The 17,051-nt window shown below is 73.0% G+C and carries 16 protein-coding genes; 5 read left to right on the forward strand and 11 right to left on the reverse strand.

Features of this window, described 5'->3' with window-relative positions:
• Window positions 1–166: 166 nt before the first annotated feature.
• From LCD31_RS03120 to mbhE, 11 genes are all read right to left on the reverse strand, one after another.
• On the reverse strand, window positions 167–1,519 hold the full coding sequence (locus LCD31_RS03120; RefSeq protein WP_374108029.1) for a M20 family metallopeptidase: 1,353 nt from the start codon (window positions 1,517–1,519) through the stop codon (window positions 167–169).
• Window positions 1,516–2,808, reverse strand: a complete 1,293-nt coding sequence (locus LCD31_RS03125) for an amidohydrolase (RefSeq protein ID WP_224955899.1) — start codon at window positions 2,806–2,808, stop codon at window positions 1,516–1,518. Before LCD31_RS03125 ends, LCD31_RS03120 begins: the two co-directional genes overlap by 4 nt.
• 565 nt (window positions 2,809–3,373) lie before the next feature.
• Complete coding sequence (locus tag LCD31_RS03130; RefSeq protein ID WP_224955900.1) at window positions 3,374–3,667, reverse strand: hypothetical protein; 294 nt, start codon at window positions 3,665–3,667, stop codon at window positions 3,374–3,376.
• Window positions 3,668–3,793: 126 nt separating this feature from the next.
• Window positions 3,794–4,330, reverse strand: a complete 537-nt coding sequence (locus tag LCD31_RS03135) for a hypothetical protein (protein WP_224955901.1) — start codon at window positions 4,328–4,330, stop codon at window positions 3,794–3,796.
• Between the two features lie 142 nt (window positions 4,331–4,472).
• Window positions 4,473–4,820, reverse strand: coding sequence for a monovalent cation/H(+) antiporter subunit G (gene mnhG, locus LCD31_RS03140; protein ID WP_224955902.1), 348 nt, complete (start codon window positions 4,818–4,820; stop codon window positions 4,473–4,475).
• On the reverse strand, window positions 4,817–5,083 hold the full coding sequence (locus LCD31_RS03145) for a monovalent cation/H+ antiporter complex subunit F (protein ID WP_224955903.1): 267 nt from the start codon (window positions 5,081–5,083) through the stop codon (window positions 4,817–4,819). Before LCD31_RS03145 ends, mnhG begins: the two co-directional genes overlap by 4 nt.
• Window positions 5,083–5,652 carry a Na+/H+ antiporter subunit E gene (locus LCD31_RS03150; RefSeq protein ID WP_224955904.1) on the reverse strand — a complete coding sequence of 190 codons (570 nt, stop codon included), beginning with the start codon at window positions 5,650–5,652 and terminating at the stop codon, window positions 5,083–5,085. The genes LCD31_RS03145 and LCD31_RS03150 overlap by 1 nt, the downstream gene beginning before the upstream one ends.
• Window positions 5,649–7,178: a Na+/H+ antiporter subunit D gene (locus LCD31_RS03155; protein ID WP_224955905.1), complete on the reverse strand. Its 1,530-nt coding sequence runs from the start codon at window positions 7,176–7,178 to the stop codon at window positions 5,649–5,651. Before LCD31_RS03155 ends, LCD31_RS03150 begins: the two co-directional genes overlap by 4 nt.
• Window positions 7,175–7,609, reverse strand: coding sequence for a Na(+)/H(+) antiporter subunit C (locus tag LCD31_RS03160; RefSeq protein ID WP_224955906.1), 435 nt, complete (start codon window positions 7,607–7,609; stop codon window positions 7,175–7,177). The genes LCD31_RS03155 and LCD31_RS03160 overlap by 4 nt, the downstream gene beginning before the upstream one ends.
• Window positions 7,606–8,175 carry an MnhB domain-containing protein gene (locus LCD31_RS03165; RefSeq protein ID WP_224955907.1) on the reverse strand — a complete coding sequence of 190 codons (570 nt, stop codon included), beginning with the start codon at window positions 8,173–8,175 and terminating at the stop codon, window positions 7,606–7,608. Before LCD31_RS03165 ends, LCD31_RS03160 begins: the two co-directional genes overlap by 4 nt.
• Window positions 8,172–10,565 (reverse strand): hydrogen gas-evolving membrane-bound hydrogenase subunit E, encoded by a 2,394-nt coding sequence (gene mbhE / locus LCD31_RS03170; RefSeq protein WP_224955908.1) that lies wholly within the window; start codon window positions 10,563–10,565, stop codon window positions 8,172–8,174. The genes LCD31_RS03165 and mbhE overlap by 4 nt, the downstream gene beginning before the upstream one ends.
• Before the next feature lie 492 nt (window positions 10,566–11,057).
• Here mbhE and LCD31_RS03175 point away from each other — a divergent pair, with 492 nt between their 5' ends.
• From LCD31_RS03175 to LCD31_RS03195, 5 genes are all read left to right on the forward strand, one after another.
• Entirely contained in the window at window positions 11,058–12,755 is a 1,698-nt protein-coding gene (locus LCD31_RS03175; RefSeq protein ID WP_224955909.1) for a serine/threonine-protein kinase, read from the forward strand.
• Between the two features lie 112 nt (window positions 12,756–12,867).
• Entirely contained in the window at window positions 12,868–13,677 is an 810-nt protein-coding gene (locus LCD31_RS03180) for a purine-nucleoside phosphorylase (RefSeq protein WP_224955910.1), read from the forward strand.
• 308 nt (window positions 13,678–13,985) lie between these two features.
• Window positions 13,986–15,656, forward strand: a complete 1,671-nt coding sequence (locus LCD31_RS03185; RefSeq protein ID WP_224955911.1) for a phospho-sugar mutase — start codon at window positions 13,986–13,988, stop codon at window positions 15,654–15,656.
• 16 nt (window positions 15,657–15,672) lie between these two features.
• On the forward strand, window positions 15,673–16,125 hold the full coding sequence (locus tag LCD31_RS03190) for a flavodoxin family protein (RefSeq protein WP_224955912.1): 453 nt from the start codon (window positions 15,673–15,675) through the stop codon (window positions 16,123–16,125).
• A 482-nt stretch (window positions 16,126–16,607) separates the two neighbouring features.
• The gene (locus LCD31_RS03195) at window positions 16,608–16,946 is read left to right on the forward strand and encodes a hypothetical protein (RefSeq protein WP_224955913.1); all 339 of its coding nucleotides are present in this window, start codon (window positions 16,608–16,610) and stop codon (window positions 16,944–16,946) included.
• The last annotated feature ends 105 nt before the right edge of the window (window positions 16,947–17,051 follow it).

Here is a 17,051-nt window from a genome sequence, read left to right on the forward strand (position 1 = left end):
GGACGGGAACGGGCCGGGCGGGAACGGGCCGGGCGGCGGCGGGAGCGGCCGCCGGATCAGCGGGATCGGTGAGCAGGTTCGCGGTCATGCCCTGAAGAGGCCGCGAACCCCCGAACAGATACATCCCGATCGGGTGAAAACCCGATCACCGCACCGTTCTCGCAGGTCAGCGCGTCAAGGCCGCCAGCGCCGTCCCCACCATCACCCGGATGCCGACCAGCAGCGCCCGCTCGTCCAGGTCGAACGTCGGCTGGTGCAGGTCCCGCGCCCGCGCCTGCCCGGAGCGCACCCCGAGCCGCACGAACGCGCCCGGCACGTGCTCCAGGTACCAGCCGAAGTCCTCGCCACCGGAGGACTGCGGGGTCCCCGTGACCGCGTGCTCGCCGAGCGCCTCCTGGATCGCCGCGGACATCAGCTCGGTGCTCGCGGCGTCGTTGACCACCGGCGGGACGCCGCGGCGGTGCTGCAGGTCGAAGCCCACGCCCAGCGGCGCCAGCAGCCCGGCCACCAGTTCCCGCGTCAGCGGTTCCAGCTCCGCCCAGGTGCCGCGGTCGCCGGTGCGCAGCGTTCCGGTGAGCACGCCGGTCTGCGGGATCGCGTTCGGCGCCTCTCCCGCGTGCACCGCACCCCAGGTCAGGACGGTGCCGGTGCGCGGGTCGACGCGGCGCGAGAGCAGCGTGGGCAGCCCGGTGATCACGGTGCCGAGCGCGTGCACCAGGTCCGCGGTCAGGTGTGGCCGCGAGGTGTGCCCGCCCGGCGAGTTCAGCCGCAGCTCCAGCAGGTCGCTGGCGGAGGTGATCGCACCGGACTTCACGCCGATCCGCCCCACGGGCAGCCGAGGATCGCAGTGCAGCCCGAAGATCTGCTCCACCCCGTCGAGCCCGCCCGCGGCCAGCACGTCCAGCGCGCCGCCGGGCATGACCTCCTCGGCGTGCTGGAAGATCAGCCGGATCCGCCCGGGCAGCTCCGGTCCGGTGGCGAGCGCCAGCGCCGTGCCCAGCAGGACCGTCGTGTGCGCGTCGTGCCCGCAGGCGTGCGCGACCCCGTCGGTGCCGGACGCGAACGGCAGCCCGGTCGCCTCCTTCAGCGGCAGCGCGTCGATGTCCGCCCGCAGCGCGACGGTGCGCCGCGGCTGGCCGCCGTCCGGCCCGATGTCGCACAGCAGGCCGGTGCCGCCGGGCAGCACGCGCGGGCTCAGCCCGGCTTCGGTGAGCCGCTCGAAGAGGAACGCGGTGGTGCCGTGCTCGGCGCGGGAGAGCTCCGGGTTGGCGTGGATGTGCCGTCGCCAGGCCACCACGTGCCCCGCGTTGGCGGTGAGCCAGGCATCCAGCCAGGCGGGGCCGCGTCCGGAGCCGAGATCTTCCACGCCGGACATGGTGTCGCCGTCGCCGCCGATCGGCTCGCCGGACGGTGGCGCGCCCAGTTCGGCCTGCGCCCACGCAGCCGGGTCCGCGGTGCTCGTCCCGCCGTCGTTCGGTGTCCTGCGCGGCTCGGGGCCGCGTGAATCCACTACCGTCACGCCACGCCTCCCGACGTGTGTTGCCGTCGCACCGGGCCGGGGGCGTCCCCCTGCCCGGCCGAGTTGTGCTTCCCGGTCCGCCCCGGGCGGTCTTCGGCCGAGGTCGCGAGCCGCGATCTCAGGCCGGGGTCGGTGGCCGCCGCGATCGCCGTCCACGCCATCGCCACCGCTCCGTCGAGCACCGCGCGGTCTGCGGAGGGCGAGGCGCAGGCGGCGGCGAACTCCACCTGGTGGGTCACCGCGTCGCCGCAGTCCAGCGCGATCATCGGGTGGATCGCGGGCAGCAGCTGCGAGACGTTGCCCATGTCGGTGCTGCCGATGACCTGGTCGGTCTGCTCGGCGCGCGGCACAGGTGCCCTGCCGAGCTCGGTGATCGCCGCGCGGTAGGCCTCGGAGAGCTCGTCGTCGCAGGACAGTTCGGCGTACACCGGCGAGATCTGCACGACCTCGGAGGTGCAGCCGGTCGCGGTCGCTCCCGCCTCGAAGCAGGCCCGGATGCGGTTCTCCAGGCGCTCCAAGGAAGCCGATTCGGCGGCGCGCAGGTTGTACATCGCCGCGGTGCGGGCGGGAACGACGTTCGGAGCGGCGCCGCCCGAGGTGACGATACCGTGCACCATCTGTCCCGGTTCGAGGTGCTGGCGCAGCAGCCCGATCGCGACCTGCGCGACGGTGAGCGCGTCGGCGGCGTTGACGCCGAGCTCGGGGGCGGCGGCCGCGTGCGCGGCGCGGCCGGTGTAGCGCACTTCCAGGTCGTTGATGGCCAGCGAGCGCGGCGCGCAGATCTCCTCCGGCCCGGGGTGGACCATCATCGCCATCGCGAGCCCGTCGAACACGCCGCGTTCGAGCATGAGCACCTTGCCGCCGCCGAGTTCTTCGGCGGGGGTGCCGATGACGCGGACGGTGATGCCGAGCTCGTCGGCGACCTCGGCGAGGGCGAGCGCGGCGCCCGCGGCCGCCGCGGCGATGATGTTGTGCCCGCAGGCGTGCCCGATCTCGGGCAGCGCGTCGTACTCGGCGCAGATGCCGACGACGAGGTCGCCGGTGCCGCGGTCGGCGGTGAAGGCGGTGTCGAGCCCGGCGACGGGCGCGGCCACCTCGAACCCGTGCGCGGCGAGCAGCTCGCGCACCTTCGCGGCGCTGCGGTGCTCGGCGAAGGCGGTCTCGGGTTCGGCGTGCAGCCCGCGGGCGAGCTCGACGAGTGCGCGCTCGTGGCGTCGGACGATCTCCCGGCAGGTGGCGCGGGTTTCGGAGCGGAGCGCGGTGTCGCGGGCTGCGGTGTCGTGGTTCATGTGCCGACCATCCTGCACGACCGGACCGCGGTGGAACCCGGAGTCGGAGCCCCGGACCGCCAGCCGGTCGGCGGATTGCGCTCAGCGGTGCCGTGTGATCAGCCGAGGAGTAGAAGTTTCACCTTCAACTTCCCCGGCGGAATTCGGCGAGTTCGCGGTCCGCGAGCCCGGCGGAAACGAGCGGAACCGCATCGGCGAGCGCTTCCGCACCGCAATTCCGCGGGCCGTACCCAGCGGGAACTCGGGGCGAGCGGATTGCGCGGCGGGCATTCGGCCCGCGGCCGCGGCGGACGTTCCGCGAAGGGGCGGTGAGTAGGGTGTGGGGGGGCACCGGTCGGGGGGCTTCCCGGTCCCCCCCCACGTCTGCGAGGGGCGCGAACCCCAAGTGTCGAACCGTCCCGCCGGGAGCGCGCGGCACGCCCGGAGCGGCGCGCACAACCCGTGCAGTTGTGAAAATCCCACAGGTTAGCCCGCCAGGTCTAGGCCATAGCGCGAAATCTTCGAAAAGAATGCCGAAAACCGACCGCGTTGCCTTTTTTCCCGGTCTGTTCGGCGAGGGAAATCCCTAGTTCTTCCACTTGAAGCTGAAGACCGGGCGCTTGCGCGCCTTGCGCGACAGCAGCACCGCGGCGATGAGCACGATGCCGGCGATACCGGTCACGAGCCGCTGCTTGTCCTCGGCCGCGGACTGCCGGTCGCCGTTGAGGTCCGGCCCGGGCGGCGCGGACGGTTCCGCCTGCGCGACCACCGCGGTGGGCGCCGGGGCGGCTTCGGCCGGCGCGGCACCACCGGCCGCGGGCGAGAACAGCAGAACCCCGCCGAGCGTCAGGACCGCGAGCAGTCGCCCCATGCGTGCCATCAGCACTCCACACCTTTCCACGCAGCGCTTCGCGGCGACGGGCCGCCGCACCAGGCCATTTGATCACAGTGCGGGCGGTGCTCGCCGCTGCGCGCGGCAGGTTGCCCGGATCGTCGCAACACGGTGTCAGGCGGTGATGTAGGACGACTTGCCGTCGGAGCTGGAACAGAGCGCCTGCACCCGGTCCTTCGGGGTGCTCGCGCAGCCGTAGTCCTCGAAGTTCGCGAACCTGCCGCTGCCCTCGACCTGGTCCTTGGGCAACGAGAAGTACTTGTTCATCACCCGGTCGGCTTCCCCGCAGCTGAGGACCTCGCCGGCGTCGCTGCGCCCGGCGAACAGCCGGTGGCCGCGCCCGGCCTTGTCGGTGAACGTCCCGCACTCGACGTCCCCGCCGTCGGGGGCGGTGCTCGACTCCTCGGCGCCGGAGGTCGGTTCCTCGTCCGGGGTGCTGGTGGCCCGCGGCGTGCTGCTCGCGGTCGTGGTGCTGCTGACCGAGGGCGCGGGCGGGGTCGCGCTGGTGGGCGCGCCCGCGGGCGGCGGCGAGATCGCCTTCGGCAGCGTGACCACGGCCGGCGGCTCCTGCGCGGCCGGGGGCGCGGGGTCGCCGCACCCGGCGAGGCAGAGCCCCGCGATCAACGCTCCGGCGACCGGTCGGACGCGCATGACTGCTCCCTCGTTGCCTGTGCTGCACCGCGATCCAATGGACGCGGTACCGACCTCCCGCGTTGGCCGGGAGTGGGGGAGAACACAGCGCGCACGCGCAACCTCCCCGGGCGGAACGGTACCCGCAGCGCACGCACGTCGATCAAGGCCGGTCGTGTTCGCGCTCGATGCGCTCGCCCATCTCGTCGACGACCAGGTTCTCCCGCCGGATGCTGTCCGCCCGGTACGCCGCGCGCCCCACCAGCTGCGCCAGCACCGGGGCGGTGAGCATCTGGAACAGCGCGACCAGCGCCAGCGCCAGCGAGTAGTGGAAGTCCAGCTGCAGCGCGGTCCCGATCAGCACCAGGATCAGCCCGAGGGTCTGCGGCTTCGTCGCCGCCTGCAGCCGGGCGGTGACGTCCGGGAAGGTCAGCAGCCCCACGGCGCCGAGCAGGCAGGACAGCGCGCCGAGCACCAGGCAGCACGCGGAGATCACATCGAGCACGCTCACCGGTACGGCTCCTTCTTCTCGACGAGCCGGGCCGCGCTGGTCGAACCGATGAACGCCAGCAGCGCGAACGTGGTCAGCAGCGCGATGTTGGAGCCGTCCCGCAGCCAGCCCATGCTCACGCAGGTGCCCGCCACGATCAGCGTGACGATGACGTCCAGCGCCACGATGCGGTCCAGCGTCGACGAGCCCATGATCATCCGGATCAGCGCCAGCAGCGCCGCCAGGCACAGCAGCGCGAAGGTCACGACGAACACGACGTCCATCAGGCGTCCTCCTTCCCCGCGGTCCCGGCGGAGTCCTCGATGCGGCCGACGAGCTCCAGCTCCGCTGCGGAACCGACGGCCCGGACGATGCGGCGCTCCAGCGCCAGCACCTCGCGCCGCACCAGCTCCTCGCCGCCGGCGCGCATGCCGAGCGCGTACACGTAGCAGATGCGGTGCGCTCGGTCGATCTGCATGACGAACTTGCCGGGCGCCAGCGAGACCGCGTTGGCGACCATCGCGGTGAGGTGGTCGGAGTCGGTCAGTAGCGTCACCCGCACGATGCCCGCCCTGGTCCGCGGCCCGTACCGGACCGCCTGCCAGGACACCCGCACCGTGGACACCACCAGGTCGACCGCGAGGTAGCAGACCAGCCGCAGCAGGGACAGCGGCCGCACCACCATGTGCGTGGTGACCGGCGGCAGCGGGAACACGAGCGTCACCAGCAGCGCCACCAGCAGGCCGAACACCAGGGTGCCCAGGTCGAGGGTGCCCCACAGCAGGATCCACACCGCGGTCAGCCACAGCACCAGCGGCAGCCTGCGCAGCGCCCGTCGGGCCGGCGTGGTCATCGCGCACCTCCCAGCACCGCTTCGCGGTAGGTCGTGCCCTGCATCAGGTCGTCCGCGGCGCGCTCGCTGACCCCGGCCAGCGGCCCGGCGACCAGGGCGATGACCACGCTGGCGGTGACCAGGACGCCGGTGGCCGCGACCATCGGCCGGGTCGAGTTCCCGGTGCCGACGACGAGCTCGTCGTCCGGGTCCGGGTCGGCTTCGGGCGCGCGGACCTGGCCCCAGAACGCCCTGGTCCACACCCGCGCCATCGCGTAGAGGGTGAGCAGGCTGGTGAGGATCGTCCCGGCGGTGACCGCGTAGGCCGACCAGGTCCCGGCGCCGATGCCCGCCTGCAGCAGCGCCAGCTTCGCGACGAACCCGGAGAACGGCGGCACCCCGGCGAGGCTCAGCGCGGGCAGCGCGAACAGCACCGCGATCATCGGCGCCGCCTTCGCCAGCCCGCCCATCCGGCTCAGCGCCACCGTGCCGGTGTGCCGGGTTATCAACCCGCTGACCAGGAACAACGTCGCCTGCACGGTGATGTGGTGCACCACGTAGAGGATCACGCCGGTGAGCCCGATGACGTCGTAGACGCCGAGCCCGAACAGCATGTAGCCGATGTGGCTGACCAGCAGGAACGACAGCATCCGGTTGAGGTCGTTCTGCGCGAGCGCGCCCAGCGCCCCGACCAGCATGGTGACCAGCGCGATCACCAGCATCAGCGTCCAGCTGCGGTCGTGGCTGAACACCAGCGTCTGGGTGCGGATCAGCGCGTAGATGCCGACCTTGGTGAGCAGCCCGGCGAACACGGCGGTGACCGGGGCGGGCGCGGTCGGGTAGCTGTCCGGCAGCCAGAAGTGCAGCGGCACCATGGCCGCCTTCACCCCGAACACGATCACCATCATCAGCCCGAGCGCCACCTGCAGCCCCTCGGGCAGCAGCGCGACCTTCCCGCCGAGGTCGGCGAGGTTCACGGTGGCCGTGGCCGCGTACACCAGCGCGATCATGGTGATGAACAGCAGCGACGAGGTGAGGCTGACGATCACGTAGGTCATGCCCGCGCGCACCCGGCTGGCGGTGGTGCGCCGCGTGATCAGCACGTACGAGGAGGACAGCATGATCTCGAACGCGACGAACAGGTTGAACAGGTCGCCCGCGAGGTAGGCCAGCGACACCCCGGCGCACAGCACCAGGTACATCGGGTGGAACGTGGTGCTGGCGCGCTCCCGGCCGTAGTCGGTGAGCCGCTGCCCGATCGAGTAGATCAGCACCGCGAAGGTCACCACCGCCGAGACGACCAGCAGCAGCGCCGAGAGCCGGTCGGCGATCAGCGTGATGCCCGCGGGCGCCGCCCAGCCGCCGATCTGGAGCACGACGGGCCCGGTGCGGTCGGTCAGGTACAGCAGGAATCCCGCGTCGGCGATGATCGCGGCGAGCACGACCAGCCCGATGATGCGCTGGAAGTCGGCGAACCGGCCCAGTGCGAGGGACATCCCGGCCGCCGCCAGCGGCAGCAGGACGGGCAGGGCCACGAGGACCGTCACTGGGTGGCCTCCCGTTCGAGTTCGTCTTCGTTCGCCTTGTCGTCCTCGGATTCGGCGAGCCTGCGTTCCAGCCGCCGGATCCGGCGGTCCTCGACGTCGTCGCGGACCTCGTCGTGGCCGAGCAGCACCCACGAGCGGTAGGCGAGCGCGAGCAGGAACGTGGTGAGCGCGAAGGTGATCACGATCGCGGTCAGCGCCATCGCCTGCGGCAGCGGATCGGTCATCTGCTCCGGTGCGGCGTCGCCGAGGATCGGGGCCCGCCCGGGGGGTCCGCCCGCCAGCTGCAGCAGCAGGTTGGCGCCGTGCCCGACGATCACCGTGCCGATCAGGATGCGCATCAGCGAGCGCTGCATGAGCAGGTAGAACCCCGCGGAGTACAGCGCGGCCAGCACCACGGCCATGGTGAGGTTCACGGTGAGGTTCGCGGTCATGCCTGTCCCCTCTCCGCCGCGGCCGCGTCGGCCTCCACTCCGGAGCCGAGCGTGCGCAGCAGGTCCAGCACCACGCCGATGATCAGCAGGTAGACGCCGATGTCGAGCAGGATGCTGGAGACGAACTTGATCTGGCCCAGCAGCGGGACGGAGATCTTGAAGATGGCGCTCTCCAGCAGTTCCTGCCCGAACACCAGCGGCAGGAACCCGGTGAGGGTGGCGATGGTGAGCCCGAGCCCGATCAGCACGGGCGGCCGCAGCGAGATGATCGCGCTGTCGTCCATCCGGCCGCCCGCGAGGTAGCGCAGCGCGAACGCCTGCCCGGCCACGAGACCACCGCTGAACCCGCCACCCGCCCGGTCGTGCCCGGCGAACAGCAGGTAGATCGACAGCACCAGCACGGTCGGGAACACGATGCGGGCGGCGAGTTCGAGCAGCACGGCCCGTTCCCGGCCGTCGCGGGGGAAGCCGGACAGCAGCCAGCGCTCCCGTGGGGCGTCCCACCCGGTCCACGGCACGCCGGGGCGTTCCCCGTTGCGGGGGGCGGTGATCCTGGGGTCGGTCATGACTGCTCCTCCTCCTGGCGCCGCCCGTTCCCGTTCCCGCTGAGCACGACTCCGGGGCGTTCCGCGGGGGCCGTCGCCTGCGCGCCGCGCGAGCTGCGGCGCCTGCGGTCGAACCGGGAGGCCAGCACGAGGCTGGCGACACCGGTCGCGGCGACGGCGAGCACGGAGATCTCGCCGACGGTGTCGAACGCGCGGAAGTCGACGAGGATCGCGTTGACGATGTTGGTGGCCCCGGCGCCTTCCTCGGACTGCGCGATGAAGTCGGCGCTGACCGCCGGCGGTTGCTGCCGCGCCGCGCTGAACAGCACCGCGCCGAGCGCGATGACCACGCCGCCCGCCACCGACAGCGCCAGCTTCGGCCAGCGCAGCGACCGCGCCGCGTCGCCCTTGGTGAACCGCGCGGGCAGCCGCCGCAGCACGAACACGAACGCGACCATGGTCAGCGTCTCGACCAGGAACTGGGCGAGCGCCACGTCCGGCCCGCCGTCCACGATGAACAGGCCGCCGATGCCGTAGCCGATCACGCCGACGAGCAGCACCGCGGTGAGCCGCCGCTTCGCCCGCACCACCGCGATCGCCGCGATGATCACCAGGATTGCCAGCGGGATCTGCAGCAGGTTCTGGTGCAGCGCCATGTCCGCGGGCACGTGCGCGTGGTAGACCAGCACCGATCCGGGGACGGCGACCACCGTGAGCAGGATGATCGCCAGGTAGGTCGGCAGCGAACCGACCTGGGTGCGGCCGGTGACGCCGACGGCGGTGCGCTCCAGCAGGGCCATGATCCGCTCGTAGCCGCGCTGCGCGTCGAGCGGCTTCGGCAGCCTGCGGCGCAGCGCGGTGAGCGGGACGCGCATCGCGTGCACCCACAACCCGGCGGCGACCGCGACCACCGAGAACAGCAGCGGCAGTTCGAAGCCGTGCCACAGCTCCAGGTGCAGCGGGTCGACCCCAGCGCCGTACACGGCGGCGTAGGAACCGGCGAGCTCGTCGGTCAGCGGATACCCGATGCCGAGCACGACCCCGGCGAACGCGGGGATCGCGGCGGGCACCAGCAGCACCGCCCCGGGCTGCTTGCCCCCGGTGGGGGCCACGCCCGGTTTGCGGGCGAACGCGCCCCACAGCATCCGCGCGCTGTAGGCCACGGTGAACACCGAGCCGAGCAGCAGCACGAAGTCGATGAGCAACCCGGTGCCGCCGCCCTCCTCCAGGAACGCGCCGAACGCGGCCTCCTTGCCGAGGAAGCCCAGCATCGGCGGCAGGCCCGCCATCGACGCAACCGCCAGCGCGGCGATCGTGGCCAGCGCGGGCATCCGCCGCCCGAGCCCGGACAGCTCCCGCACGTCCCGGGTGCCGGTCTGGTGGTCGACGATGCCGACGACGAGGAACAGGGTCGCTTTGAACATGCCGTGCGCCAGCAGCATCGCCGCCCCGGCCAGCGCGGCCGCGTAGGTGCCCTGCCCGACGAGCACCATCAGGAACCCGAGCTGGCTGACGGTGCCGTAGGCGAGCAGCTTCTTCAGGTCCGTCTCGTGCAGCGCCCGCCAGCCGCCGAAGACCATCGTGATCAGGCCGAACACCACGGTCGGCAGCCACCACTCGGGCACCCCGACGAACACCGGGCCGAGGCGGGCGACCAGGAACACCCCGGCCTTCACCATGGAGGCCGCGTGCAGGTACGCGCTGATCGGGGTGGGCGCGACCATCGCGGTCGGCAGCCAGTTGTGGAAGGGCACCTGGGCCGACTTGGTGAGCGCGCCGACGAGGATCAGCGAGGCCGCGACGGCCAGCGGGGTGCCGCCGGGCGGCTCCGCGACGATCTCCGAGATGCGGTAGGTGCCCGCGGCCTCGCCGAGCACCACGAAGCCGAGCAGCATCACCAGCCCGCCCATCGTGGTGATCATCAGCGCCTGCAGCGCCGACCGCCGCGACTCCCGGCTGATGCCCGCCTGACCGACCAGCAGGAAGGAGCAGACCGTCGTCAGCTCCCAGAACACGTAGACGGTGAGCAGGTCGTCGGCCAGGATCAGCCCGAACATGGTGCCCGCGAACGTCAGCAGCAGCGGTGCGGAACGCCGGGCGTCACCGCTGCCCGCGTGGAAGTACCCGATCGAATAGACCAGCACCAGCACCCCGATGCCGGACACCAGCAGCGTCATCAGCACCGCGAGCGCGTCCAACCGGAAGGTGAACTCCAGGCCCAGCAGCGGCGACCACGGGACCTCCTCCACGATGGCGTCCCCGCTGAGCACCGCCCCGGAGCGCGCGAGCACCCAGGTCAGCGCGGCCGCCGGTGGCAGGGCGGCGATCGCGAAGGCCATCCCGGTGTTGCGCCGGGCTACGATCGGCAACGCCAGAGCCACCAGCAGGTGGACGAGGACGAACGCGGACAAGGGCACCTCCTCGGCGAGCCGGTGATCAGACCGTGGACCAGGCGACCCCGTGGAATTGTTCGTCACTCACGCTGCGCCCACCATCGCGCGGCCCCACCGGGGGTCCGATGGGGCCTTCGGGCACTCCCACCGACCCGCCGGATGGCGGGCGACGAGCGGTGCGTGACGGGGTCGCCGAACGGTTTGCTCCCGCTGGCGGTGGTCCCGGCCGCGCCCAACTTATCCGAATCGCCCCGACTGGTCATAATCCCGAGCCGCGCCGCCGGGGCCGCGAACGGCGCCGGTCGGCCGGGTTTTCCCGTTGGCGCGAAATAATCTTGGGCACCTGGTGCGGTTACCGGCCGGAACCGGCCACGTGGGAAACTTCACTACCGGTAACACCGCCGTCCCGCCCAGCGGACTCCGCTGAACACGCTGAGTGATATCCGCTGTTGGGCAGGTGAACGGGCGGGTTTGGACCGGACCCGACGACGCGGGATGGAGAATGAGCGGGTGCCCACGACTGAGGAAGAGGCCGCCGCAGGCGCCGACCGGCTGATCGCCGACCGCTACCGGCTGGAGCAGCGCATCGGTGGCGGCGCGATGGGCATCGTGTGGGCGGGCACCGACGAGCTGCTGCGCAGGCCCGTGGCGGTCAAGGAGGTGCTGCTGCCCCGGGGGATGCCCGAGGGCGAGGCCGCCGAGCTCCGGGAACGCGCGCTGCGCGAAGCGCGGGCGATCGCGCTGGTCACCCATCCCAACGTGGTGACGCTCTACGACGTGGCCCGGCACGAGGGCGAACCGTTCGTCGTCATGGAACTGGTGCCCTCGCAGAGCCTCGCGGCGGTGCTCGCCGAGCACGGCGCGCTCGGCGACCCGCAGCTGGCGCTGGTCGCCGACAGCGTGGCCGCCGCGCTCGACGCCGCGCACCGGGCGGGCATCGTGCACCGCGACGTGAAGCCGGGCAACGTGCTGATCGGCGACGACGGGCGGATCAAGCTCAGCGACTTCGGCATCTCCCGCAACGTCTCCGAGCACACCATCACCTCCACCGGGATCATGCTCGGCACCCCGGCGTTCATCGCCCCCGAGATCGCCTCCGGCGAGGCGGTCACCGACGCCGCCGACCTGTGGGGGCTGGGTGCGACGCTGTTCGCCGCCTCCGAGGGCACCGCGCCCTACGGCGCGAACGACGACCCGCTGGCCACCATCACCTCGGTGGTGCGCGGGCCGGTCCCCGCCCCGCACCGGCCCGGGCCGATCGGCGAGATCATCGCCGGGCTCATGGTCAAGGACCCGGCGCAGCGGATGACGGCGCAGGAGGTGCGCCGCCACGTGCAGGACCTGCTGCCGCCCTCCGGCACCCGGCCGTTCGAGATGCTGCTGGACCCGGAGGCGCCGACGGTGCGGGTGCGCAAGGTCCCCAGCACCTCGCCGAACACCGCCCCCGGCACCGCCACCGACGAGGAACCGGCGCCGCTGGCCGCCGACCCCGGCCCGCTGCCGTTCATGCTCAGCGAACCGCCGCCCGCGCCGCGCAGGCGGTTCCGCTGGGGCGCGGTGGTGCTGGGTCTGGCGGCCGTGGTGCTGTTCGCCGCCTCCACCGCGGGCGGGTTCGCCGCGACCCGCGCGCTCGCCGGGCACGACGTGCTGCCCGAGATCACCGCTCCCGCTCCGTCCCAGCCGGCCACGCCGCGGCTGGCCCGCTACGTCGACGAGGCCAAGCGCAGCCAGCAGGGCGGCGGCGGTTTCGAGGTCGTCGCCCCCGAGGGCTGGGACGTGTTCCGCGGCAGCCGCAACCAGCCCACCGAGAGCATGGTGGTGTACCTGATCTCCCCGGACGGCCGCGCCGAGGTCGCCGTGGAGCGGTTCGAGGGCTACTACGGCGACCGCTCCACCGCGCAGGACTACGTGGACGTGCTCCAGGAGCGCTCCGCGGGCGAGCACGGGACCTTCCGGCTGGAGGAGGACCGGCCCACCGGCGCCACCGACGAGGTCAGCGGCGAGACCGACCGCTTCCTGCGCTACACCGCCAGCCAGGGCGGCGTGATCGGACCGGCCGTCGCCGACTCCGAGCGCAGCACCACCTCGCAGCTGATGCCTCGCGGCAGCGACCTGTGGGTGCTGCGGGTGACCACGCCGCTCGACCAGCCCGGCGCCCACCAGCGGCTGTTCGACGAAGCGCTGGGGGGCTTCCAGATCACGTCCTGAGTCCGGGACCCGTTCGACCGAGCGGTGCGGCCGGACGGGCGAACCGCCCGGGTGATCGCCGCCGCCGGTCGACGGCGGAGGCGGGTCGCGGAGATGACTACGCTGAGCGGTCGTGACTCCTTCTGCTGCTTCCGACCCGTTCGCCACCGCCAGCGCCGCCGCGGCCGCCCTCGCCGAGAGCACCGGTGCCGCCCACCACGACCTCGCCGTCGTGCTCGGTTCCGGGTGGCGGCCCGCCGCCGAGGAGATCGGCTCCCCCGTCGCCGAGGTGACCATGTCCGACCTGCCCGGCTTCGAACCGCCGAGCGCCAGCGGGCACAGCGGCCGGATCTGGTCCGTGCCGGTCGCGGGCAAGCAGGTGCTGGTCTTCCTCGGTCGCACCCACCTGTACGAGGGCAAGAGCATGAACTCGGTGGTGCACGGGGTGCGCACCGCGGTCGCCGCGGGCTGCCGGACCGTGGTGCTCACCAACGCCGCGGGCGGATTGCGCGAAGGCATGTCGGTCGGGCAGCCGGTGCTGATCAGCGACCACGTGAACCTCACCGCGCGCTCCCCGCTGGTCGGGCCGCACTTCGTGGACCTCACCGACCTGTACTCGCCGCGGCTGCGCGGTCTCGCCCAGGAGATCGACGACTCGCTGGAGGAGGGCGTGTACGCGGGGCTGCCCGGACCGCACTTCGAGACTCCGGCCGAGATCCGGATGCTGCGCGGCTCCGGCGTCGACCTGGTCGGCATGTCCACGGTCGCCGAGGCGATCGCCGCGCGCGCCGCGGGCGCCGAGGTGTTCGGGCTGTCGCTGGTGACGAACCTGGCCGCCGGGCTGTCCGGGCAGCCGCTGAACCACCAGGAGGTGCTGGAGGCGGGCAAGGCTTCGGCGGGCCGGATGGGCAAGCTCCTGCGCTCCCTCGTCGAGTCCGCTTGATCCCGCTCTGGCCGGTGGTCCTGTTGCGTTCGGGCCGGGTGGCGGAACCTCAGCGGCCCCCTCGCTGCGGGATCGTTCTCACCGGTGGCTCCGAAACGCTGTGCTCGCGAGGAAACCGCTGAGAACCCGCGGGTGGTTCCGCTGCTTCGGTGGTCGGCGGCTCAGCGGCTTCGCCGGTGGCAGGACGAGGGTCCGCTCCCGGGCGGTCGCGGTTCGGCTTGTTCGGGATGTGCTGTTTCGAGATCATCTGCGTGCCGTGGCACGCGCCGAGCCGGTTGCGGCCGGTCCACCAGCGAAGGAGTGACGTCGTGGTCAGCACTCAGCACCTCGATCCGGGGTGCGTGGAAGCCGCGCGGGCCTGGATCGGCGCGGACGTCGACGAGGCGGCGCGCGCCGAGCTGACCGCCGTGCTCGACGCCGCCACCGGCGGGGATCCGGACGCGGCCGCGGACCTGGCGCAGCGCATGTCGGGGATGCCGACCTTCGGCACCGCCGGGCTGCGCGGCGCGGTCCGGGCCGGGGCGAACGGCATGAACCGGGCCGTGGTCGTGCGCACCACCTGGGGCGTGGCCCGGTGGCTGGCCGAGCGGGGGCTGGGCGGCGGGATCGTCGTCGTCGGCCGCGACGCGCGGCACGGATCCGCGGAGTTCGCGGCGGACACCGCCGACGTGTTCGCGGCCGCCGGATTCGACGTGCGGGTGCTGCCCGGAGCACTGCCCACGCCGGTGCTGGCGCACGCGTCCCGCGCGCTCGGCGCGGTCGCGGGGGTGCAGATCACCGCCTCGCACAACCCGCCGCAGGACAACGGGTACAAGCTGTACCTCTCCGGCGGCACCCAGCTGGTCGGCCCGGCCGACGCCGAGATCGAGCGGTGCGTCGCCGCGAGCCCGCCCGCCGCCGAGGTGCCGCGGCGGCGCGAGCACGCGGTGCACGAGCGGGCGCTGGCCGACTACCTGGCGCCGGTGGCGGCGCTGCCCCGCGGCACGGCGCGCGCGCTGCGGGTGGCGGCGACCGCGCTGCACGGCGTCGGCGCCGGACCGCTGCAAGAAGCCCTGGAGCTCGCCGGGTTCACCGACGTGCACTGGGTGCCCGAGCAGGCCGGGCCGGACCCGGACTTCCCCACCGTCGGCTTCCCGAACCCGGAGGAGCCGGGCGCGACCGACCTGCTGCTGGCGCTGGCCGCGGACGTCTCCGCGGACCTCGCGATCGCGCTCGACCCGGACGCGGACCGCTGCGCGCTGGGCGGCCGGGACGGCGACGGCTGGCGGATGCTGCGCGGCGACGAGACCGGCGTGCTGCTCGGCGAGCACGTGCTCTCCGGGCTCGACCGGGCCGCGCACCCGGACCCGCTGGTGGCGACGACGATCGTGTCGGCGACCATGCTGCGCTCCCTCGCCCGCAAGCACGGCGTGCGCTACGACGAGACGCTCACCGGGTTCAAGTGGCTGGTGCGCTCCGGCGACGGCAGCGGCACCGGGCTCGTCTACGCCTACGAGGAGGCGCTCGGGCACTGCGTGGACCCGGACCGGGTGCGGGACAAGGACGGCATCTCCGCCGCGGTGCTGGCCTGCGACCTGGCCGCGACGCTGCGGGAGCGGGGGCGCGACCTGCCCGGCCTGCTCGACGAGCTCGCCGCCGAGCACGGCGTGCACCGCACCGGGCAGGTCTCGGTGCGGGTCACCGACCTCGACGAGATCGCCGCGACGATGCGCCGCCTCCGCGCCGATCCCCCCGCCGAACTGCTCGGCACCCCGGTGCGGGTGCGGGACCTGCTGCCGGACACCGACGCGCTGGTGATCACCGGGGAGGGCGGGCTGCGGCTGGTGGTGCGCCCGTCCGGCACCGAGCCGAAGCTCAAGTGCTACTTCCAGGTGGTGGAGGCGGCGAACGGCGATCTCGCGGCGGCGCAGCGGCGGGCCGGCGACCGCCTCGACCGGCTGGACGCCGCCGTCACCGAACTGGTCCGCGAGGACTCCTGACCGAACGGAGGGGCCGATGCCCAGGCTGCTGATCGTGCACCACACGCCCTCGCCCGGGATGCAGGCGATGTTCGAGCAGGTCGTGGCCGGTGCGACCACGGAGGAGATCGAGGACGTCGAGGTCGTGCGCACCGCCGCCCTGGCCGCGACCGCCTCCGACGTGCTCACCGCGGACGGGTACCTGCTCGGCACCCCGGCGAACCTGGGCTACATCAGCGGCGCGCTGAAGCACTTCTTCGACACCGTCTACTACCCCTGCCTGGACTCGACCGCGGGTCGCCCGTTCGGCTGCTGGGTGCACGGGAACGAGGGCACCGAGGGCGCGCTGCGGGCCATCGCGTCGATCACCTCGGGCCTGTCGTGGCGGCAGGCCGCCGAACCGGTGGTGCTGTCCGGCACGCCCGACCAGGCGGACCTGTCCGCGTGCTGGGAACTGGGCGCCGCGGTCGCGGCGGGCCTGATGCCCTGATCTCCGCGGGACCGCGCATTCCGCGGCGGGGAGCGGTTCGGCGCGTCCGCGGGCGGGCCGGGCCGGGCGGCCGGGAGCGGGTCCGCGATCTTGCGCGGGCCGGCCAGCTCCGCTGCCCGATCTGCGCCCGAGCGTGCCCGTACGCGCAGATTTTCCTTTGGCAGGGCCGGAAACCCCCCTGTTGATCTTGATCGATCATCACCCGGTATGGTGATCTACGTCGCCGGGACGCGCACCCGTGCGGCGAACGGGGCGCCCTGGGCGATGACCCGCCTTCCCTCAACTGTCGAGTCGAGTTCGGGGCGTCCCTCCCGCACCTCGCCGGGGAACCGGCCGACCAGCGCGCCACCTCCGCGGCCAAGCCTGCCCGGACCTCGGCCGACCAGCGCGCCACCTCCGCGGCCAAGCCTGCCCGGACCTCGGCCGACCACTCACCGGACCGACGTTCGACCAGGTCACCGGCCACGCGTTACCCTTTCACGGTGAGTGAGGAAACGATCGAACTCGAACTCGACGACTCCGGTGTCTCCGTTGATCTGCCCCAGCCCGAACATCCCGGGGACCAGGTGCACGGGGTGCCCTACCGGCCGGTCGAGTTCCGCGACGACGATCTGCCGACCGCATTGGAACGGTCCGCCCGCTGGCTGCGCGAAGCGCAGTCCTGGTTGGGCGAGCCCGTGGACGTCATCGCAGTCCACCTGGACTACGACGACCGCAAAGGTGCGCCGTACTACGAACTGAAGTTGCTCTGCAACGAAGAGGACCTGGCCGGCGCGCCACTCGCCCTCCGCAAGCACGAAACGGATCAGGTCGAAGACTGACCGCTGACGGAACCCACCGTGGGGGGGGGGGGGGGGGGCGGGGCCCCCCCCCCCCCGGGGCCCCCCGGGGGGGGGGGGGCGCGCGCGCCCGGGCCCCGCGCCCCC

Source organism: Saccharopolyspora sp. 6M, from assembly GCF_020176775.1.
Taxonomy (GTDB): Bacteria; Actinomycetota; Actinomycetes; order Mycobacteriales; family Pseudonocardiaceae; genus Saccharopolyspora_C; species Saccharopolyspora_C gregorii.